This is a genomic window from Nostoc sp. (genome assembly GCF_036918245.1).
In the GTDB taxonomy this organism is placed as follows: Bacteria; Cyanobacteriota; Cyanobacteriia; order Cyanobacteriales; family Nostocaceae; genus Nostoc.
This window is the reverse complement of the sequence record NZ_JBALEF010000104.1, coordinates 23,249-41,887: the sequence shown is the minus strand read 5'-3', so window position 1 is coordinate 41,887 and position 18,639 is coordinate 23,249. Positions and strand designations below refer to the sequence as shown.

At 42.5% G+C, this 18,639-nt stretch carries 11 protein-coding genes and 1 pseudogene; 9 read left to right on the top strand and 3 right to left on the bottom strand.

The window, feature by feature from the left end:
* Nucleotides 1–649: 649 nt before the first annotated feature.
* Together V7L12_RS30700 and V7L12_RS30695 are read right to left on the bottom strand one after the other, a co-directional pair.
* Nucleotides 650–808, bottom strand: coding sequence for a Y-family DNA polymerase (locus tag V7L12_RS30700; RefSeq protein ID WP_335090182.1), 159 nt, complete (start codon nt 806–808; stop codon nt 650–652).
* A gap of 193 nt (nt 809–1,001) precedes the next feature.
* Nucleotides 1,002–1,193 carry a hypothetical protein gene (locus V7L12_RS30695; RefSeq protein WP_335090181.1) on the bottom strand — a complete coding sequence of 64 codons (192 nt, stop codon included), beginning with the start codon at nt 1,191–1,193 and terminating at the stop codon, nt 1,002–1,004.
* 81 nt (nt 1,194–1,274) lie between these two features.
* On the opposite strand from V7L12_RS30695, the gene V7L12_RS30690 reads away from it, so the two are divergent.
* From V7L12_RS30690 to sigB, 5 genes and pseudogenes are all read left to right on the top strand, one after another.
* A complete protein-coding gene (locus V7L12_RS30690) occupies nt 1,275–1,769 on the top strand; it encodes a helix-turn-helix domain-containing protein (protein ID WP_335090179.1) in 495 nt (164 codons plus the stop codon).
* A gap of 41 nt (nt 1,770–1,810) precedes the next feature.
* The gene (locus V7L12_RS30685; RefSeq protein WP_335090177.1) at nt 1,811–2,332 is read left to right on the top strand and encodes an IS630 family transposase; all 522 of its coding nucleotides are present in this window, start codon (nt 1,811–1,813) and stop codon (nt 2,330–2,332) included.
* A gap of 489 nt (nt 2,333–2,821) precedes the next feature.
* Nucleotides 2,822–4,528: an efflux RND transporter periplasmic adaptor subunit gene (locus V7L12_RS30680; protein WP_335090175.1), complete on the top strand. Its 1,707-nt coding sequence runs from the start codon at nt 2,822–2,824 to the stop codon at nt 4,526–4,528.
* A 298-nt stretch (nt 4,529–4,826) separates the two neighbouring features.
* Nucleotides 4,827–7,982: an efflux RND transporter permease subunit gene (locus V7L12_RS30675; protein WP_335090173.1), complete on the top strand. Its 3,156-nt coding sequence runs from the start codon at nt 4,827–4,829 to the stop codon at nt 7,980–7,982.
* A 316-nt stretch (nt 7,983–8,298) separates the two neighbouring features.
* A pseudogene (gene sigB / locus V7L12_RS30670) lies at nt 8,299–8,706 on the top strand (sigma-70 family RNA polymerase sigma factor SigB); the annotation flags it as partial.
* A 526-nt stretch (nt 8,707–9,232) separates the two neighbouring features.
* Here the strand turns inward: sigB and V7L12_RS30665 are convergent.
* On the bottom strand, nt 9,233–12,034 hold the full coding sequence (locus V7L12_RS30665; protein ID WP_335090172.1) for a heavy metal translocating P-type ATPase: 2,802 nt from the start codon (nt 12,032–12,034) through the stop codon (nt 9,233–9,235).
* Between the two features lie 132 nt (nt 12,035–12,166).
* Here V7L12_RS30665 and V7L12_RS30660 point away from each other — a divergent pair, with 132 nt between their 5' ends.
* The 4 genes from V7L12_RS30660 to V7L12_RS30645 all read left to right on the top strand — a co-directional run bounded on the left by V7L12_RS30660 (nt 12,167) and on the right by V7L12_RS30645 (nt 18,500).
* Nucleotides 12,167–12,571, top strand: coding sequence for an ArsR/SmtB family transcription factor (locus V7L12_RS30660; RefSeq protein WP_335090170.1), 405 nt, complete (start codon nt 12,167–12,169; stop codon nt 12,569–12,571).
* Between the two features lie 287 nt (nt 12,572–12,858).
* Nucleotides 12,859–14,166, top strand: a complete 1,308-nt coding sequence (locus tag V7L12_RS30655; protein ID WP_335090169.1) for an Nramp family divalent metal transporter — start codon at nt 12,859–12,861, stop codon at nt 14,164–14,166.
* A 94-nt stretch (nt 14,167–14,260) separates the two neighbouring features.
* Nucleotides 14,261–14,944, top strand: coding sequence for a tetratricopeptide repeat protein (locus V7L12_RS30650; protein ID WP_335090167.1), 684 nt, complete (start codon nt 14,261–14,263; stop codon nt 14,942–14,944).
* A gap of 436 nt (nt 14,945–15,380) precedes the next feature.
* Nucleotides 15,381–18,500, top strand: coding sequence for an efflux RND transporter permease subunit (locus tag V7L12_RS30645; RefSeq protein ID WP_335090166.1), 3,120 nt, complete (start codon nt 15,381–15,383; stop codon nt 18,498–18,500).
* Nucleotides 18,501–18,639 lie beyond the last annotated feature (139 nt).

The following is an 18,639-nucleotide window of genomic DNA, read 5'->3' as shown; positions in this document are numbered from 1 at the left end:
ATGTACTTTTTTACCATGCATGCTACTCTCTGATTTTTCAGTAGCTTATCAAAAACAGGGGCTACCAAGCAAAGTTGCCTTGGCAGACTACTAGTTTTTACACTGTGCCTAATCATGCTCTACTCCAAGAAAGCGTTTTCTGAATACCTTGCAGCAATTACGCCGCATCCTACCCGAATTAAGGGGTTTCCGTATCTCGTCTTACCTACCTAGAGTACGACTGCTCTAAGACCCTTAACTCGTTTTTATTCGTTCCCTCAGATGATTGATAGTTCCGTTAGGTGTAGCCACTTTAACCATCAGAAACCTTAGATTCTTGCTGTTATAACTCCGACATACAGCAGGTTTTGACTCTGATAAAGTCAGGGGTTCTTATCTTATGCCCTGCTTGTATTTAGGTTACTTTTCTAGGCTCTGTTTCACCATAGGAACTCCCTATTAACACCAGTGTCATCTCATAACAGATGTCTGATTGTGTCCTGTTCCCAGCTTCACTCTCTAAGAATCGAGCTTAGTCGGTGTGGGCAGATAAGGAGTCACGCCAGAATCGAGCGGGTAGGACTTGCACCTACATCAATCTGAGAGTTCAGTGTCTAGTTGTCTAGATTACACTGATTAAGTTATACACACATTATTAACGTGTTTTTGTTTAGTAACGAATCGCACCGGAGTTAATATCAAACTTACGAGCTTCATAACTGGCTGCTGCAACTACGCCTCGCTGATTCGGACTGCCACCGACGACTAACGGTTTGCCTCGGTAGCTAGGGTTGTCACGCTGCTCTACCGATGCGTAAAAAGCATCCATATCTACGTGAACTATCTTTCTCACTTAGAAGCAGAGTGAAGCATTAGGAAGTTAGGCCAACTGGTGCTTAGTAAAATACTATATTACCAGTCTTGTAGTACATTAGCACTACTTGTTCCAAATACCATATCTGCATTACTTCCCACCTGGCTATGTGACCAGTTGCTACAGTGATGAGCTATGGCATTCATCATTACAACTCATCTCGGAGCCAACTCAACCCAGTTGTCAACGCCGCCGCAGCCGTGTAATAAATCTTTTGTTCACCGAATATCCCACCCGTGCGGCTGATGATACGGAATTCCCAGCATTGACCAGGTGTGTAAAAAACTATCAGGGTGCTGCCTTTAATACAGATAACTTCATTAACCTTGATCTGGGACATTGGCTGGTGTAATACCAATTCTGTATGAAAATGCGCTAAATTACGTCAAACTTATAGATGGGTGCATTTAGTAATTTTGTTATGAGTCGTCCATTCCAAATCGAGATTTCAGAAAGCCAAGAAGAATTGGAGAAAGCTCTTAGACATGTCACACAGGCAAGCAGCAAAGAAAGATTACAAATGCTCTATTGGCTCAAGAGTGGTCAAGTGAGCAGCAGGCGATCGCTAGCAGAACGTTTAGGGCGTGATGAAGCAACCATAACTCGTTGGGTGAGAAAGTATAAAGATGAAGGACAAAGGGGCTTGCTTGAAGTAAAACATGCACCAGGGAAAGTCCCTAGCATCAGTGGTTCAGACTTAGAACGCTTGAAACAGCAGTTGCAGGAACCATCTGGGTTTCAAAGCTATGGTCAAATTCAACAATGGCTCAAGAGCGAATTAGGACTTTCACTTGCCTACAAAACAGTGTATGAAATTGTTCGCAAGCGTTTGGGTGCGAAGTTGAAGGTGCCTCGTCCTCAAAGCAGCAAACAACACCCAGAAAGCCTATCTCACTTTAAAAAAAACTTCCTCTAGCATTCAAATTATTGCAGGAGGAATTTGGAGAAGGTAAACGATTGAGGTACTTGTGCCAAGATGAAACACGTTTAGGATTAAAGACAATTGCAGGACGTTTAATTACGGCTAAAGGAGTTAAACCTGTGGGTTTAAGCCAATGGCAACGTGAAAATTTTTATTTATACGGAGTCGTAGAACCCCTAAGTGGATACAGCTTTTTCTATGAGTTCCCCTACCTCAATAGTGATTGTTTTCAACACTTTTTGGAGTTGCTCTCTGCTGACCTTGGCGATGATATCGCGGTTATCCAGTTCGACCAAGGGTCTTTTCACAAAGCGAAAGCTCTCGATTATCCAGATAACATTATCCCTATTTTTCAACCTCCTCACTCTCCTGAACTCAACCCAATTGAGCGGTTTTGGGAATTTCTTAAATCTCAACTCCAATGGAAAAACTGTAAAACCCTCACACAACTACAGCAGAAGTTAACTGATGTTCTTAAAGCAATTACACCTTCCATGATTGCCTCTCTCACTTCTTACGACTTTATTCTTGAAGCTTTATTTAGCGCAGCTTCATAAAGAAATGGTATAAGGATGCGGCATTTGCAATTGTCTTCGATTTTGCAATTAAGTGACATAAATCTCCGATATTTCTAATTTAAGGTTGAATTAGAGGCTGTTGGGATTGCTGAGTATTACATTCAGCTATCCCTCTTTCAAGAAACACTTGACGTAAAACTTATGTATCTAAAAGAAAATGCGACATTTATTTGGCTGTCAAACCTGGCTTCTGTTGGAGAGCAAATGCCAGTAGATAGCGTGCTATATGTCCATTACCAACAAATACAAATAACTTTTACTTGAATGCTAATCGCTCGTCCTAATTTCATCTCAATTTCATATCTGTGTGAAAAACTATTAAGTTAAGTGGTTAAGTTGGCTTCGTGAACAAATTCCAAGAGTGAAACCGCTTGCTTGCCAAAAGGGGTTCTCGAAATCCCGCTTAAAAAGTCAACCAACGTCTAAGCACAAATCTACACGATAGTAACTCAAGGACACAAAATAGCGATGGGAATCTCTAACAGTCTCCAACCACCTACAGTAATTCGTTGTGTTTCCGGCACACTCCTGAGCCTTTTATTACTGACAACTCCCACGGCTGTGTTAGCTGGTGCTGGACACGATCATACTGGTGGAAGTTCATTTCAGGGTGGTGGAAGCGAAGCAAGTGGTTCTGTCGAAGTTGATGCCGAAACTGCCCAGAGGCTGGGAATTAAAGTCGAGCCAGTGAAACGGCAACGGCTGGCTTTGGGTATTAAAAGTACTGGACAGATTGAAACCTTACCTAGCCAAAAAGTAGAAGTGAATACCCCAATTACAGGGGCAAAAGTGGTTGAATTGTTGGTGGAACCCGGCGCTGTAGTCAAAAAGGGTCAACCCCTTGCCGTTGTCACCAGTCCTGACTTGATAGAGTTACGGGTTAGTTCCGAAGAAAAACGAGCGGAAGCTATAGCTTCTTTGCAGCAAGCGCAAGCCGATTCCAGATTAGCTCAACAAAATTATCAAAGGTATTGGCAAATATCTAACGCCGACATTGCCCAAGCACAAAGCCAGGTAGCATTTGCTGAAGAAAAATATAATAAGGATTTACAGTTAGCGAATGAAGGCGCTTTACCACGTCGCAACGCGCTCGAATCTCAGACACAATTAGCGGAAGCAAAAGCCAAACTCACCTCAGCCGACAGCAGACGAGATGTCATTGAAAGCGAAGCCCAAATGAAACGCGCTGAGTCTGCTGTTCAAGTAGCACAAGAGCGTTTACGTCTTAGTGATTCTGCTTATAATACTAGACTGCAACAAATAGGCAACCGTCCTAACGCCAAGGGATTGGTGACAGTGACTGCTCCCATCTCCGGTAAAGTTGCCGATCGCCAAGTTACCCTTGGTCAAACTTTTAATGATGCAGGTGGCACACTCATGACTATTGTCAATGATAATCGGGTTTTTGCCACAGCCAATATTTATGAAAAAGATTTAGACAAAGTAAAAGTAGGTCAAAGAGTAAGTCTAAAAGTTGCTAGCTTACCAGACCGTACTTTTTCTGGAAAGATTACACAGATTGGTGCGGTAGTACAAGGGGAAACACGGGTTGTCCCAGTACAAGCTGAAGTAAATAACCCAAGCGGACAACTCAAACCTGGAATGTTTGCGGAATTAGAGGTACTAACAAACCAATCATCGGCATCTATCTTAGCGGTTCCTAGCTCGGCTGTAGTCGATGCGAATGGAAAAAAAATAATCTACGTCCAAAATGGGAATGCTTTCCAATCTGCGGAAGTGACCTTGGGTCAAACCTCTGGAGACATGGTTGAGGTGAAGACGGGTTTGTTTGAGGGAGATGCGATCGTCACCCAACGTGCGCCCCAACTTTATGCTCAATCATTGCGGGGTGATAGTAAAGCAGAAGAAGAACACAATGAAGAAAGTGGTTCTCACGCAGAAGAAACTGAAGTTAAAACTAACAGTTTCCCACTACCTTTGTGGTTAACAGCAGGTGGAGGAGTAGCACTTGCGACAGTTGCTTTCATGGGAGGTGCTTTCTGGTCTAATCGTCGTACCCGTTTAGTACCAGCAGGTAATTTAGAGTACGGCGGGTTCAATTATGAAACAGAGGTTTATCTCGACAACCACAAGCAACCAACCATATCTACATCTACTTCTGATAAAAATCTTGAGGAGCGCGATCGTCCTCGACATTCAGATGGTGGTTACTGATTAGCGAAGTTGCAGATAATAAATACCTGAAGTTTGGTTCTGTTAGATTTTCTAACATCAAACTAACCTACAGCAAGACTATTTAGATTGTGAACAGACAGTTTATAAATCTCACGCTACAGGCGCAGAGAGTATAAGAATGTAGTTTGTTCATATCCTATTTAGGAATAGTTCGCTTTGGGTTGATTTAGGTTGATTCGGGGCTTGATGCTAGCAACAGACACACCTAATATTTAAATTTACTCACCCGTTTATCAGGAATAAATAAACCCTTCGCCATTTATTAACCAAAAACCAAATGATTAGTACAGTTGCTAGATGGGTAATTTCTCGACGCTGGCTCGTAGTAATTGCTGCCCTCATTTCCACATTAGTTATTATCTTTAATACCATCCCCAAAATGCCACTGGATGTTTTTCCAGCCTTTGCACCTCCCCAAGTCGAAATTGAGACAGCAGCCCCTGGACTAGCGCCAGAAGAAATCGAATCTTTGGTGACATTACCAATTGAAAGTGCCATTAATGGAACTCCAGGCTTAACCACTGTTCGTTCCTCTTCTTCAGTAGGACTTTCTGTAGTCAGAATTGTTTTTGGCTGGGGAACAGATATCTTTCAAGCCCGCCAGTTGATACAAGAACGACTGCAACAAGCCATAAGCAAGCTACCAGAAGGAGTCGAAACCCCACGAATTGCCCCTACAAGCTCCCCCATCGGTACTGTATTAAAGTACGCCTTGACTGTGGAAGCGGAAGGCAATAACCAATCTGCTACTAAAATCGACCTCATGGAAGTCCGCAGAATTGTTGATTGGCAAGTAACGAATCGCCTCTTGGCAGTTCCCGGTGTTAGTCAGGTACTTGTGTATGGCGGCGATGTGCGTCAGTATCAAGTGTTAGTAGACCTCAACAAACTACAAGCTTTTAATGTATCTTTACAACAGGTAAGTGAAGCCGTACAAGCGGCAAATGTCAATGCTCCTGGTGGCTTTTTGACTACCCCTGACAAACAAACTTTAATTCGGGGAATTGGGCGGATTGAATCTCTTGATGATCTTCAACAATCTGTCGTTGTCGCCCGTCAAGGAACGCCCGTCCGCCTGGGAGATGTCGCCGAAGTGCAAATTGGTGGTGCTGTGAAAATCGGCGATGGTAGTTTAAATGGGAAAGATGCTGTTGTGCTGATAGTGAATAAACAACCCTTAGCTGATACTCCCACCGTCACCCGTGCTATTGAAGCCGCAATATCTGAGCTAAAAGCAGGTTTACCAAAAGAAATTAAAGTAAATCAAACCTTCCGCCAAGCAGATTATATCGATGCTTCGGTGGAAAATGTCAGGTCAGCCTTGGTGGAAGGTAGTATTATTGCAGCAGTTATCCTCATCCCTTTTTTAATGAATTGGCGGACTCTGGGAGTTGTGCTATTGAATTTTGCCCTGACTTTTATATTTTCATTGCAAGTATTATCTTTTTTGGGCTTGGGGCTAAATACAATGACTTTGGGAGGATTAGCGATCGCCATTGGTACAGCGATCGATGATGCCATTGTCTATGCAGAAAATGTTTTTCGTTTGTTGCGACAAAATAAATACTCTCCCAACCCTAGTCCAGTACTGGAAATTGTTTTTGAAGGAGTACAGGAAGTCCAGGAATCTTTGATTGGGGCAACTTTAATTACTATTGTCGTTTTTTCTCCCATATTTGCCCTCGCTGGTGTAGAAGGTCGGATTTTTGGCCCGATGGGTCTTAGTTATCTGGTAGTAGTTGTAGTTTCTAGCTTAGAAGCGCTGCTTGTAAGTCCGGCTTTATGTGCAATTTTATTACCTCACGATAAAATGTCAGTAAGGGAACCCTTTGTACCAAGAATTTGCAAAAGGATTTATTACCATTTTCTCAATTTTGCTATCAGCAATTCGGTAGTTGTGATTACTTTGGCTGCGGCGGGAATGATAGCAGCAATTATAATTTTCCCAACTTTAGGACGGGCATTTCTACCTGAATTCCAAGAATCAACTTTGGTAAATACCTTAGCACTTTACCCTGGTACATCTTTAGAAGCTACGAATAGTGCTGCTTTTGCTTTGGAAGATAAACTCAAAGACGACCCTAGATTAAAGTATATTCAATTACGCGCCGGACGCGCCCCCAATGATCCGGATGCTGCACCTGTGAATTTGGCTCACCTTGATATTGGGTTGAGTGACAAAGGAATGAAAAATCGTGCAGCTACTGTGGAATGGTTGCGCGAAGAGTTTAACAAAATACCAGGGGCTGCATCTAATATTGGTGGATTTATTGCTCACCGTATTGATGAAATTTTGTCTGGGGTCAGGAGTCAAATCGCGGTCAAAATTTTTGGTTCCGACTTAGAAGAACTTCGCAAGCTTGGAAAGCAAGTTGAAGACGCAATAAAATCTATTCCGGGAATTGTAGATTTACAACTCGAACCACAGATCCCTGTTGAACAAATTCAAATTAAGTTTGACCGTGTTGCTGCATCTCGCTACGGTTTAACTATTGGACAATTATCTAATATTATTGAAACTGCGCTCAATGGAAGAACAGTCTCTCAAGTTTTAGAGAAGCAACAAAGCTTTGATTTGGTTGTGTGGTTACAACCACGGTATCGCCAAAATCTACAAACAATTGAGAATTTGTTAGTTGATACCCCTGATGGTAATAAAATTCCCTTAGCTAAAGTTGCTACGGTTGCCTATGGCACTGGGCCTAATACTATCAACCGGGAAAATGTTTCGCGTTTAATTGTGGTATCTGCTAATGCTAAAGGCAGAGATTTGCGCTCTGTAGTGACAGATATTCAAAATAACGTTAAGGCACAAGTGCAACTTCCTTCAGGTTATTTTATCCAATATGGAGGTCAATTTGAAGCAGAAGAACGAGCCTCACAAAATATTCTGATTTTCAGTGCTATTTCCTTTGTTGTGATTACAGTACTAATGTATCTTTCTGTAAAATCAATTGCTTCAACAGCGATGATTATGATTAACTTGCCCATTGCATTAGTGGGTGGAGTAATTGCGGTAGCTTTTACAGGAGGAGTTGTTTCTGTAGCCTCATTGGTAGGATTTGTAACTTTGTTTGGTGTGGCTACTCGAAACGGATTATTATTAGTAGATAATTACACTACAAAAGTTGCGATAGGAATGTCTTTAAAAGAAGTATTAATTGCTGGGTCAATGGAACGACTCAACGCTATTTTGATGACATCTTTAACTTCAGCTTTGGGTTTAGTTCCGTTGATAATTTCAGTGGGACCAGGGAAGGAAATTTTGCAACCTCTTTCGATTGTAGTCTTAGGTGGGTTGTTTACTTCTACGGCGTTAACTTTGTTGGTTTTACCTGCTTTGTACTCGAAGTTTGGTAGGTTTTTGTTACCTAAGCAAAGTGCGGCTGTTGTGGAAAATGGAAAGGTAGCGGAATCTGTGTTGGAAAATTGATTTTGGGGATAGGGATGAAATGCGAATTTTACAGCTTTCATCTCCTGAAACAATAAACTGCCAAAAATATTCACCCTTCCTTTGATTTGTGAAAATTAAAAATGTTAAAAGCTTTGATAACTATGTCTCTTGTTTAATGAGTAACTTTACACTTTTTTAAATTTTAGTAACCTCTGTAAAATGTCACGATAACTACTTCAGATAGAGCTAGTGAGGAAGTTTACAATATTTTCATCCTTTCGATTAGTTTATATTTATTTATAATTTTTTGAACATTTGTTTATTCAAGATTTATTCAATGGAGGCTAACCTATTCATGCCTAACTCAGCATCCCAATTAACTAAAGTTAAGCGCAAGAATAACGAATTTTCATCTACAGCAGATACAGTACATATCTATCTTCATAAAATTGGACGTGTAGCTCTGTTAACCCATGAACAAGAAATTTTTTTTGCTCAACAAGTTCAGCAAATGATGGCAATGCTTACTGGGAAGGAAGAACTATCTGAAAAATTACAGCGTGAACCGACTCTGCAAGAATGGGCTGACAAGATGCAGTTGAAAGAAGATGTGCTGCTGCAACAACTAAGTCAAAGACAAATTGCCAAGCAGAAGATGATTCAGGCTAATCTGCGGTTAGTGGTGTCTATTGCTAAAAAATACCCAAAACGCAATGTTGAGTTTCTAGACTTAATTCAAGAAGGTACATTGGGGCTAGAACGAGTGCACCGTAGGCTGTAATACAGGCGAATCTTCCTTCCTGTTTACGAGGTTGAGAGTAGACAGCCATTTGGCAATTCGCCTCCGACACTGGCAAGATTTTCCCTCCCTTGCGGGTAAGTGCAATCCAGACTCTCGCTGTTTCTCCTGCTTTGGGACTGTGATTTGGTTCAACGTGCCAAGTACCAGCCACATCCCCCGATAGTTTGATGTTATGTGCTAACACTGGGGTGACAAGCATTGACAGAAATACCGCTCCCATCAAGCTTATATTAATCTTTGATTGGTGTGACATTGTGGTGCATGGCAGCTGGTAGTCGAATTCTTAACTATAGCGATCGCTTCTGTCAAGAGACAAGGTGTCAGACTGAACCGAGCGTCATAGCTTGCAAGTAAGTTGAAACTGCCTCAGACTATCTTTAATTAGAGAAATAGCATTGAGGGCAGTACCGATTGCGAAAGCGCGGTTGTAGTTGCCCTGTCCGTGTGCGTGTCCCTGATACTTGTGGCTGTGGTCGTGTACCATTGCTTAATCCTTGACAGTCTTGGTTTTAAATAGCCGCATTCCATTTGCAGTAACTAATAAGGAAGTTCCTGTATCTGCTAAGACGGCTACAGCTAACCCAACAAATCCAAAGGTTCCCAACAGCAGAAATAAACCTTTTGTGACTAAAGAAAAGACAACATTCTGTTGAATTACAGATACAGTGCGACGGCTTAGTTCTACTGCATAAGCAAGTCGTCTGAGGTCGCTTCCCACGATCACGACATCTGCTGTCTCCAGAGCAATATCTATTCCACCAACCGCAAAACTGATATCCGCAGCAGCAAGCGCAGGGGCATCGTTAATACCATCTCCAACCATGCCTGCTACTCCTTTTTTACGTAGGAGTTGAATTTCTTCAAGTTTATCTTCGGGTAGCAGTTCTGCTCGGTACTCTGTAATTCCAACTTGCTGGGCAATTTGCTTGGCAACAGCAGTGCGATCGCCTGTCAACATTACCAACCGCTTTAATCCAACCCGCCTCAATTGTCGCAGGGCTTCTGTAGCTTCCAAGCGGATGCCATCGGAAAGTGCGATCACTCCCAATAACCCTTCATTTGTCCCTATCAGCACCGGAATTTGACCGAGTTGTTCAATTTCAGCCAACAAAGATTCCACTTCACCAGATAAGCGAATACCTTGGTCTAAAAACAACCGTTGATTGCCTACGAAATACACCAGCTCACCAAAGTTTGCCTGAATCCCTTTCCCAGGTAGTGCCGTAAAGTTAATAGGTGTTTCTAACTCCATGCCTTGTTCATGAGCTTTGGTTACGATTGCCTTGGAGAGCGGATGTTCTGACTGTTGTTCTAGTGAAGCTGCAATCTGTAATACCATATTTGCACTTACCGTCCCAAGGTCATAAACCTTCTGTACAACGGGTAGTCCTTGCGTAATTGTACCAGTCTTATCAAAAGCAAGGGTGGTAAGGCGTCCAGCCGTTTCCAGTGCATTACCCCCTTTGAACAAAACGCCCTGACGAGTTGCTGCACCAATGGCGCTGACAATTGAAACAGGAGTAGAAATTACTAAGGCACAGGGACAGGCTATTACCAACATTACCAGCGCCCGATAGAGCCAGACGTTAAAAGGTTGAGCAAAAGCCAAGGGCGGAATTAAGGCAATGGCGATCGCAATCAAAATTACAATCGGGGTGTAGACCTCTGCAAACCGATCCACCCACTGCTGAGAAGGAGCGCGACTTCCTTGGGCTGATTCTACCAAATAAATAATTTTAGAAACAGTTGTATCACTAACAGTGTGAGTTACTTTTACTTCTAAAAAGCCTGATTGATTCAATGTTCCGGCAAAGACAGTATCGCCTTTTTCTTTATCTTCTGGAATTGACTCTCCTGTAATTGGCGATTGATCAATGGCACTGCTGCCAGAAATAACTATGCCATCCAACGCCACGCGCCCTCCGGGTCGAAGCGTCAAAATTTCACCAACTTGAATGCTTTCAACAGGAACTGTAACTTCTTTATTCCCCCGCTTGACAGTAGCAGTAGGTGGAGTTAAATCCATGAGAGCGCTGATAGCATTGCGCGTGCGACCAAAGGTGAAAACTTGCAGTGTTGTACCCAAAGAAAACAAAAACAGGACTAGCGTTGCCTCAAACCAGTCCCCCAAAATTACTGCCCCAATAACTGAAATAGTCATCAGCAGATTCATATCGGCACGGCGCAAGCGCAACTCAAACAAACCTGCCCGTGCAATAGGATAGCCTGCAATTACTATGCCAATTCCATAAAAAGCCCTTGCTATCCAGATCGGTAATGCCAAATGTTGAGTCAGCAAACCCAGGATTAACCCCAATCCCGCTAAAATTACGCTCTGTCCTCGGCGGTTGTTAATCCAGAATTTCCAGCTTGCTGGGTCGCGTTTTTGAGTTGGTTTCGAGACTGAATTATCGTGGTCACGACTGTGGGTATCTTGATGAGAGCTTATCTCACCAATTTGTTCAAACGTATAACCCAGAGTCCGAACTCGATCTGAAATTGTCTGTTCATTTACCTGTTGCGGGTCATAGGATACCTGCATTCTTTCAGTCGCAAAGCTAACCGATACCTCTAAAACTCCGGCGAGTTGCTGCAAACCAACCTCAACAGTTTTGGCACAGCTGCCACAGTCCATCCCACCGATTTTTGCTTGTAGTTTTTGAGGAAAGGCTACTTCCAAATGCTCATGGTCGCTGTCATGGGAATGGGTGTGATGGTGGTCATGGTTGCCATTACAGTCAGAGGTGTGATTATGGGGCTTTACTTCATGACTCTGTTCAACTGTATAACCTAAAGCTTTAACTCGGTCGTAAATTGTTTTTTCACTAACTTGTTGCGGATCGTAAGATACCTGCATTCTTTCAGTCGCAAAGCTAACCGATGCCTCTAAAACTCCAGCGATTTGCTGCAAGCCAACTTCAACAGTTTTGGCACAGTTGCCACAATCCATCCCACCGACTTTTGCCTGCAACTTTTGACTAACGTCCGCTTTAACGTGGTCGTGATTATAGTCGTGTTCACCTTCACAAGAATTGCTGTGATTATGAGACTTTAGTTCACTAGTCTGCTCAACTGTATAACCCAAGGTGGTTATACGATTTATAATTTCAGCTTCTCTCAGGATCTTCGGGTTATATAAAACTTTGGCTTTTGCAGTTGCAAAGCTCACTGATGCTTCCATCACACCGGGTAGCTGTTGCAAGCTGGCTTCAATTGTCTTAGCACAGCTTCCGCAGTCCATACCATCAACTTGCAAAAACTGGGTTTTGAGGGAAGGGGTTTGAGTCATAGCAGCTTTACATAAAAAACTACAAAGTTAACTGCCAATATCTTACTACAACAATTGAATAACTATTCAATTGTACAATGGTTATCATTTTAGATACTATGAAATTGATAACCATTACTTACGCGTAAAGGCATGAACAAGGGCAAGGCAAAGCAAGACTTCGACAACCGACAAAACCCTGATGTGCCAAGCTGTGACACTCATTTGGTGCATTTAGATAATGTGCGTTCAACTCAAACGCAAATATTAGCAACTTCTAAAGCACAGCAAATAGCAGAAGTTTTTGCAATCCTAGCAGATCCGAATCGCCTACGCCTCCTCTCAGCTTTGGCTTTCCAAGAGTTGTGTGTTTGCGATTTAGCTGCATTAACAAAAATGACCGAATCAGCTGTTTGTCATCAACTGCGATTATTTAAAGCGATGCGTTTGGTCAACTATCGTCGAGAAGGTAAGAATGTCTATTACAGTTTGGCTGATAGTCACATCATTAACCTATACCGTTCTGTAGAGGAACACTTAGATGAATCAAATCTTTAGTTGCTGATTGGTCATTTTTTTACCTCTCATAATTAATTTAGGTAATTCATCAATCAAAAAGCATTGTGCAACTTGATTGCAAAAAAATTCTTTACGAACTTCAAATCTTATTAGATTTTTGTTCTATCAGAAGTATAAAAAAATACAAAAATTATTGGTGTGAGACAAGATTTCACAAGTAAAAATCTTGAGAAGATTAATATTCATGCCAGATATTCCCAAATAATGAGAAGAATATGAAAAGATAAATTATGAAAATAATATGAAAATATTAAACGGCAAAGTAAATGACTCCCCCAGAAAACAGACCTAGCTTACCAGAGGTTCACCGCAGTATAAAAGTCCCTAACAGCAACAGCTTTTGGCGCAAGATGCTGGCTTATGGAGGCCCAGGGTATTTGGTTTCAGTCGGATACATAGACCCTGGAAACTGGGCAACAGATATCGCTGGGGGGTCAAAGTTTGGTTATACTCTGTTAACAGTGATCCTGCTGTCGAACTTGATGGCAATATTGCTGCAATCTTTGTGTGTACGTTTGGGAGTTGCTACGGGGCGAGATTTGGCGCAGGCTTGTCGGGATTATTTCGGACGAAGGGTAAGCTTTTGTTTGTGGATACTGTGTGAGATTGCGATCGCCGCTTGTGACTTGGCAGAACTACTCGGAAGTGCGATCGCCCTGCAACTTTTATTCGGTATTCCCTTGCTATGGGGTGTGTGCATCACTGCGCTGGATGTCTTGGTATTGCTATTCCTGCAAAGTAAAGGCTTTCGCTATACAGAAGCCCTGGTAATAATGCTGGTAGCAACCGTAGGCATCTGTTTCACAGCAGAAATTCTGTTCTCTCGACCTGATATGAGGGGGATAATGTTTGGATATCTGCCCAAGAAAGAAATTTTACAAAACCCAGAAATGCTCTACATTGCTATTGGCATTTTAGGGGCAACAGTGATGCCTCACAACTTATATTTACACTCATCTATTGTGCAAACCCGTGATTGGCAACCTACTACTGGAAAAAGATGGGAAGCAATTAAGTTTGGCACAATTGATTCAACTTTTGCTCTATCTTTGGCACTGTTTATCAACTCAGCAATTTTAATTGTGTCTGCCGCAACATTTCATTTTTCTGGTAATCAGAATGTGGCAGAAATTCAAGATGCTTACAAATTACTTTCACCATTATTAGGTGTTAGTGCTGCTAGTGCTATTTTTGGCATTGCCTTACTTGCTTCCGGGCAAAGTTCAACACTGACTGCAACTCTGGCTGGGCAGATTGTCATGGAAGGCTTTTTACAATTTCGCCTTCCATCCTGGTTACGGCGTTTAGTTACCCGTCTGCTTGCTATTATTCCAGCGTTGATTACGATTATTATCTTTGGGGAAAATAGCACAAGCCGCCTCATAGTTCTTAGTCAAGTTATCCTTAGCTTGCAGTTACCGTTTGCAGTGATTCCATTGGTGATGTTTACAAGTAACCGTCACTTAATGGGAGAGTTTGTAAATCCCCTGTGGCTAAAATCTCTAGCTTGGTTAGTTGCTATTATTATCGTCGGCCTAAATGTTTGGTTGCTATTACAAAGTATTTTGGGTTGAGTGGGTTTCAAGCTTTAAACCGCTTAGGATGGATCTAGTCAAGAACAATCTCGTGTATCTGTCTTGATAAATATATCAAGGAGAAAGTTAAGCTATGAACTATATTCACTCTTCTGTTGCCATTCTGGGAATAACGAGTAGCGTACTGAGTGGAATACCTGTTGCTGTTCATGCTGCACAGAAAGCACCAACGCACATCCAACAGATGAATTATCAGGAATACTATAGCCAGGGTGTGCAAAAGCTTGAGCAAGGCAACTTCAACGCTGCAATAGAAGATTTTAGTCGGGTAGTACAGTTAAATCCTACATACTATGAGGGTTTCTGCCTGAGAGGTTTGGCAAAATCTCAATTAGGAGATTTTAAAGCAGCCGTTATCAACTTTGATCAAGCACTGCGATTAAATCCCAACCATACAGATGCTTACAACAGTCGGGGGACTGCTCATGCGGAACTAGGAAGCATTCAAGCTGCGATTACCGACTTTAACCAGGTAATAAAAATTGATCCGAAGTCTGTAGATGCTTACTACAATAGAGGCTTTTTGAATTATAGACAGGGAAATCACAAGCTGGCGATCGCTGACTTTAACCAAGCCCTACAAATCAACCCCAATTTAGCTGATGCTTACGGCAACCGAGGACTTGCTGAATATGCTTTAGGCGATCGCAAAAATGCCATTAATGATTTAGAGCAAGCTGCAAGTCTGTTTCAACGGCAAGGAGATACTCTTCCGTATAAGCAAACACAAGCTCTCCTTGAGCAGATTCAGATGTAACTAATTCAAATAATTGTCAAACCCAACTTTTAAAAAAACCTTACAAATAGTTGGGTTATTCAATTTTGTTATCGAATTGTTGAGGAAACTATGGGCTGCTTTAGCTCAAATTTTTCCAGTTATAGCAGCCGCAATTTTGTGATTGAAAGACATTACACCCAAGAACAAATTAAACTACTTTATGTCAACTATTACGGTAACAATTGGAATCACGTAAAATCATCAAAGCTGACGTTTGCCATCCTGCTGTTGATGGTTTGTAACAATGCCCAAAAATTCATCCCACGCTTCCCGAAGGGACAGACGTGAGGCAACTTGAAGTTTAAGCTAAAAATTTCATCTCAATTTCATCTTCATTTGGGAGAGTAGGTAAAGTACTTGATCTTTAAACTTACTTAGCTGCACAGCAAGCAGACATCCCTTAAAACGTCTAAAAATGCTTGATTATATTGTTAAATGGTCTATTGCCCAACGCTGGCTAATAGTTATTGCTTCCATCCTCATATCTGTTTGGGGCTTTCTCGTCCTTACGCAAATGCCACTGGATGTATTTCCCAACTTTGCTCCACCCCAGGTCGAAATTATGACCGAAGCACCAGGACTTGCAGCAGAGGAGGTTGAATCCCTAGTTACCCGACCAATAGAAAGTGCTATCAACGGTACCCCAGGACTGGAAGCATTGCGTTCTTCCTCGGCTGTAGGTCTTTCTGCTGTGAGAGCTACTTTTAGCTTGGACACAGAAATTTATCGCGCTCGTCAATTGGTGACAGAACGGTTGCAACAAGCACGCAGTCAACTACCGCAAGGTGTAGAAGATCCAGAGGTTCTTCCCGTCAGTTCACCTTTAGGATGGACTGTCAAATACGCCTTTACCTCTGAAACCACTTCAATAATGGAGGTCTGGCGGATTGTCAACTGGCAAGTGAAGAACCGCCTGTTGGCTGTCCCTGGTGTAAGTAATATCGTCATATTTGGTGGGGATGAGCGTCAGTATCAAGTGTTGGTTAACCCTGATAAGCTGAAGGCGTTTAATGTTTCCCTTGATGATGTCACCAAAGCCGCCGCCGCCGCCAACGCTAATGCACCAGGGGGATTTTTAATTACTCCTGACCAAGAGACATTAGTGCGAGGGGTAGGGCGGATTGAATCTATTGAGCAGTTGAAAAAATCAGTAATTAAAGCCAAAAATGGCACGCCAGTACTGTTAGAACAAGTGGCGGATGTCCAAATCGGTGCAGCACTCAAACGCGGCGATGGCAGTTTTACGGGTAAAAAAGCGGTAATTTTGACAGTCAACAAACAGCCAACAGCAGATACGCCAAAAGTAACGAAGGCGGTTGAAAAAGCAATAGAGGAAATTCAGGCCGGTCTGCCTAAAGATGTCAAAATTACAACTACTTTCCGTCAGGAAGATTTTATCGAAGCCTCGATCAAAAACGTCGAAGAAGCTTTGCGTGATGGCACTATCATCGTTTCTATCATTCTGATTCTGTTTTTGATGAATTGGCGCACGGTAATCATTAGTTTGAGCGCCTTACCCGTGTCCTTGTTATTAGGAATGATGATTCTGAACTGGACAGGACAAGGCATTAACACCATGACTTTGGGCGGACTGGTGGTGGCTATTGGTTCAGTGGTAGATGATGCCATTGTAGATATGGAAAACGTCTACCGCCGCTTGCGGGAAAACCAATTAGCAGGTAATCCCATTCCACCATTGCAAGTAGTCTTTAATGGTTCAGTTGAGGTGCGGGTTAGCGTCCTCTTCGCCACAATTATTATTGCAGTTGTCTTTGCACCAATTTTCGCCCTCTCTGGTGTGGAAGGTCGAATTTTTGCACCAATGGGTTTAGCCTATCTGCTGTCAATTGCTGCTTCCACCTTAGTAGCGCTGACATTAACCCCAGCAATGTGCGCCCTGTTGTTAACGAATACAAGATTACCCAGTACAGAAACTTGGTTAGAAAAACAAACCCATAAACTTTACCGTCCGGCTTTGAAATTTTCTATGCGCCGCCCCAAAATTATTTTAGGAATGGCGATCACTGGCTTTGTGGCTTCATTGGTAATTATGCTGGGTTTAGGGCAAGTTTTTTTACCAGAATTCCAAGACCGCTCTTTGGTGATCGCCGCAGTTTTAATGCCTGGTCAGTCTCTGGATGCGACTAATCAAGTAGGCATAGCGATCGAAGAAGCCCTGAAAAAAAATCCTGGGGTTGAAACGGCTCAATTGCGCTCTGGACGGGCTGTGGGGGATACTGAGGTAGCTGGTGTAAATGGGGCGGAAATAGATGTCCAACTCAGCGAGGAGGGGGCAAAAGATCGAGAAGAAACAATTGAAACGATTCGTAAAGAATTTGATAAAATTCCCGGAGTCGTTCCCAATATCGGCGGGTTCATTTCGCACCGGATGGATGAGGTACTCTCAGGTGTACGGAGTGCGATCGCTGTGAAAATTTTTGGCCCCGATTTGGAACAACTCCGCACCCTTGGTGAACAAGTACAATCAACTATGGGCCAGGTTTCGGGTCTAGTAGATTTGCAACTAGAACCGCAAGTACCAATTAAACAGGTACAAATTCAATTCGACCGCGACGCAGCAGCCCGCTATGGTTTAACTATTGGCGAATTGTCAGAGGTAGTAGAAACTGCACTGAATGGGCGAGTCGTTTCCCAAGTATTGGAGCAACAACAAACCTTTGATATGGTGGTTTGGTTGCAAGAAAAATACCGTAACAATATTGAAATTATCGGAAATTTGCTAGTTGATACACCCAACGGACAAAAAATTCCCTTAGCCCAAGTCGCAAAAATCAACTATGCTACAGGCCCCAATACCATCAACCGCGAAAACGTCTCTCGCTATATTGTCGTATCCAGCAACGTGGCTGGACGAGATTTAGGTTCTGTAATTAAGGATATTCGGGAGAGAGTTAAGCAACAGGTGCAATTACCCGCTGGATATTTTATTGAATACGGTGGTCAATTTGAAGCGCAAGAGGGAGCGACGAAAACTTTACTTTCGGCTGGTGCATTAGCATTTATGGCGATCGCACTTATCCTTTACTTTGCTGTTAAATCAATTCCTGCAACCATGATGATTTTAATTAATTTGCCTTTGGCATTAATTGGTGGTGTGATTTCCATAGCCTTGACAAGTGGCATCATTTCCGTAGCTTCAATGGTAGGATTTATTACTCTATTTGGTGTAGCAGCACGTAACGGACTTTTGTTGGTTGAGAACTACAATGCCAGATTGGCAGAAGGACAACCTTTACCGCAGGTTTTGATGGAAGGATCGATGGAACGCTTAGTTGCTATTTTGATGACAGCATTGGCTTCAGCATTGGGTATGGTACCACTGGTAATTGGTAGTGGTGCAGGCAAAGAAATTCTTCAGCCACTAGCCGTTGTAGTATTAGGTGGATTGTTTACCTCTACTGCTTTAACACTGTTAGTACTTCCAGCTTCATATATGCAGTTTAGAAGATTTTTGGTGCCAAGAAAGGCTGAACCAATTATTCAGCCAGAAATTGCACGAGAAGCCAGAGCCTAGTAAAGCGGGCGCGGAATTTGAAATGGGCCACGCCCCGCTACGCTAATGGAATTAGGAATTAGAATTCCTATACCCCAAGGGTTTCATTGATTTGAAATGGGTGGTTTACTTACAACGTGCTGTATTAGTTTTTAATTCA

What these genes read in the sequence shown, in the direction of transcription:
- V7L12_RS30700 (WP_335090182.1), bottom strand. Translation starts at nt 808, where the DNA reads ATGGATGCTTTTTACGCATCGGTAGAGCAGCGTGACAACCCTAGCTAC.
- V7L12_RS30695 (WP_335090181.1), bottom strand. Translation starts at nt 1,193, where the DNA reads ATGTCCCAGATCAAGGTTAATGAAGTTATCTGTATTAAAGGCAGCACC.
- V7L12_RS30690 (WP_335090179.1), top strand. Translation starts at nt 1,275, where the DNA reads ATGAGTCGTCCATTCCAAATCGAGATTTCAGAAAGCCAAGAAGAATTG.
- V7L12_RS30680 (WP_335090175.1), top strand. Translation starts at nt 2,822, where the DNA reads ATGGGAATCTCTAACAGTCTCCAACCACCTACAGTAATTCGTTGTGTT.
- V7L12_RS30675 (WP_335090173.1), top strand. Translation starts at nt 4,827, where the DNA reads ATGATTAGTACAGTTGCTAGATGGGTAATTTCTCGACGCTGGCTCGTA.
- V7L12_RS30665 (WP_335090172.1), bottom strand. Translation starts at nt 12,034, where the DNA reads ATGACTCAAACCCCTTCCCTCAAAACCCAGTTTTTGCAAGTTGATGGT.
- V7L12_RS30660 (WP_335090170.1), top strand. Translation starts at nt 12,167, where the DNA reads ATGAACAAGGGCAAGGCAAAGCAAGACTTCGACAACCGACAAAACCCT.
- V7L12_RS30655 (WP_335090169.1), top strand. Translation starts at nt 12,859, where the DNA reads ATGACTCCCCCAGAAAACAGACCTAGCTTACCAGAGGTTCACCGCAGT.
- V7L12_RS30650 (WP_335090167.1), top strand. Translation starts at nt 14,261, where the DNA reads ATGAACTATATTCACTCTTCTGTTGCCATTCTGGGAATAACGAGTAGC.
- V7L12_RS30645 (WP_335090166.1), top strand. Translation starts at nt 15,381, where the DNA reads ATGCTTGATTATATTGTTAAATGGTCTATTGCCCAACGCTGGCTAATA.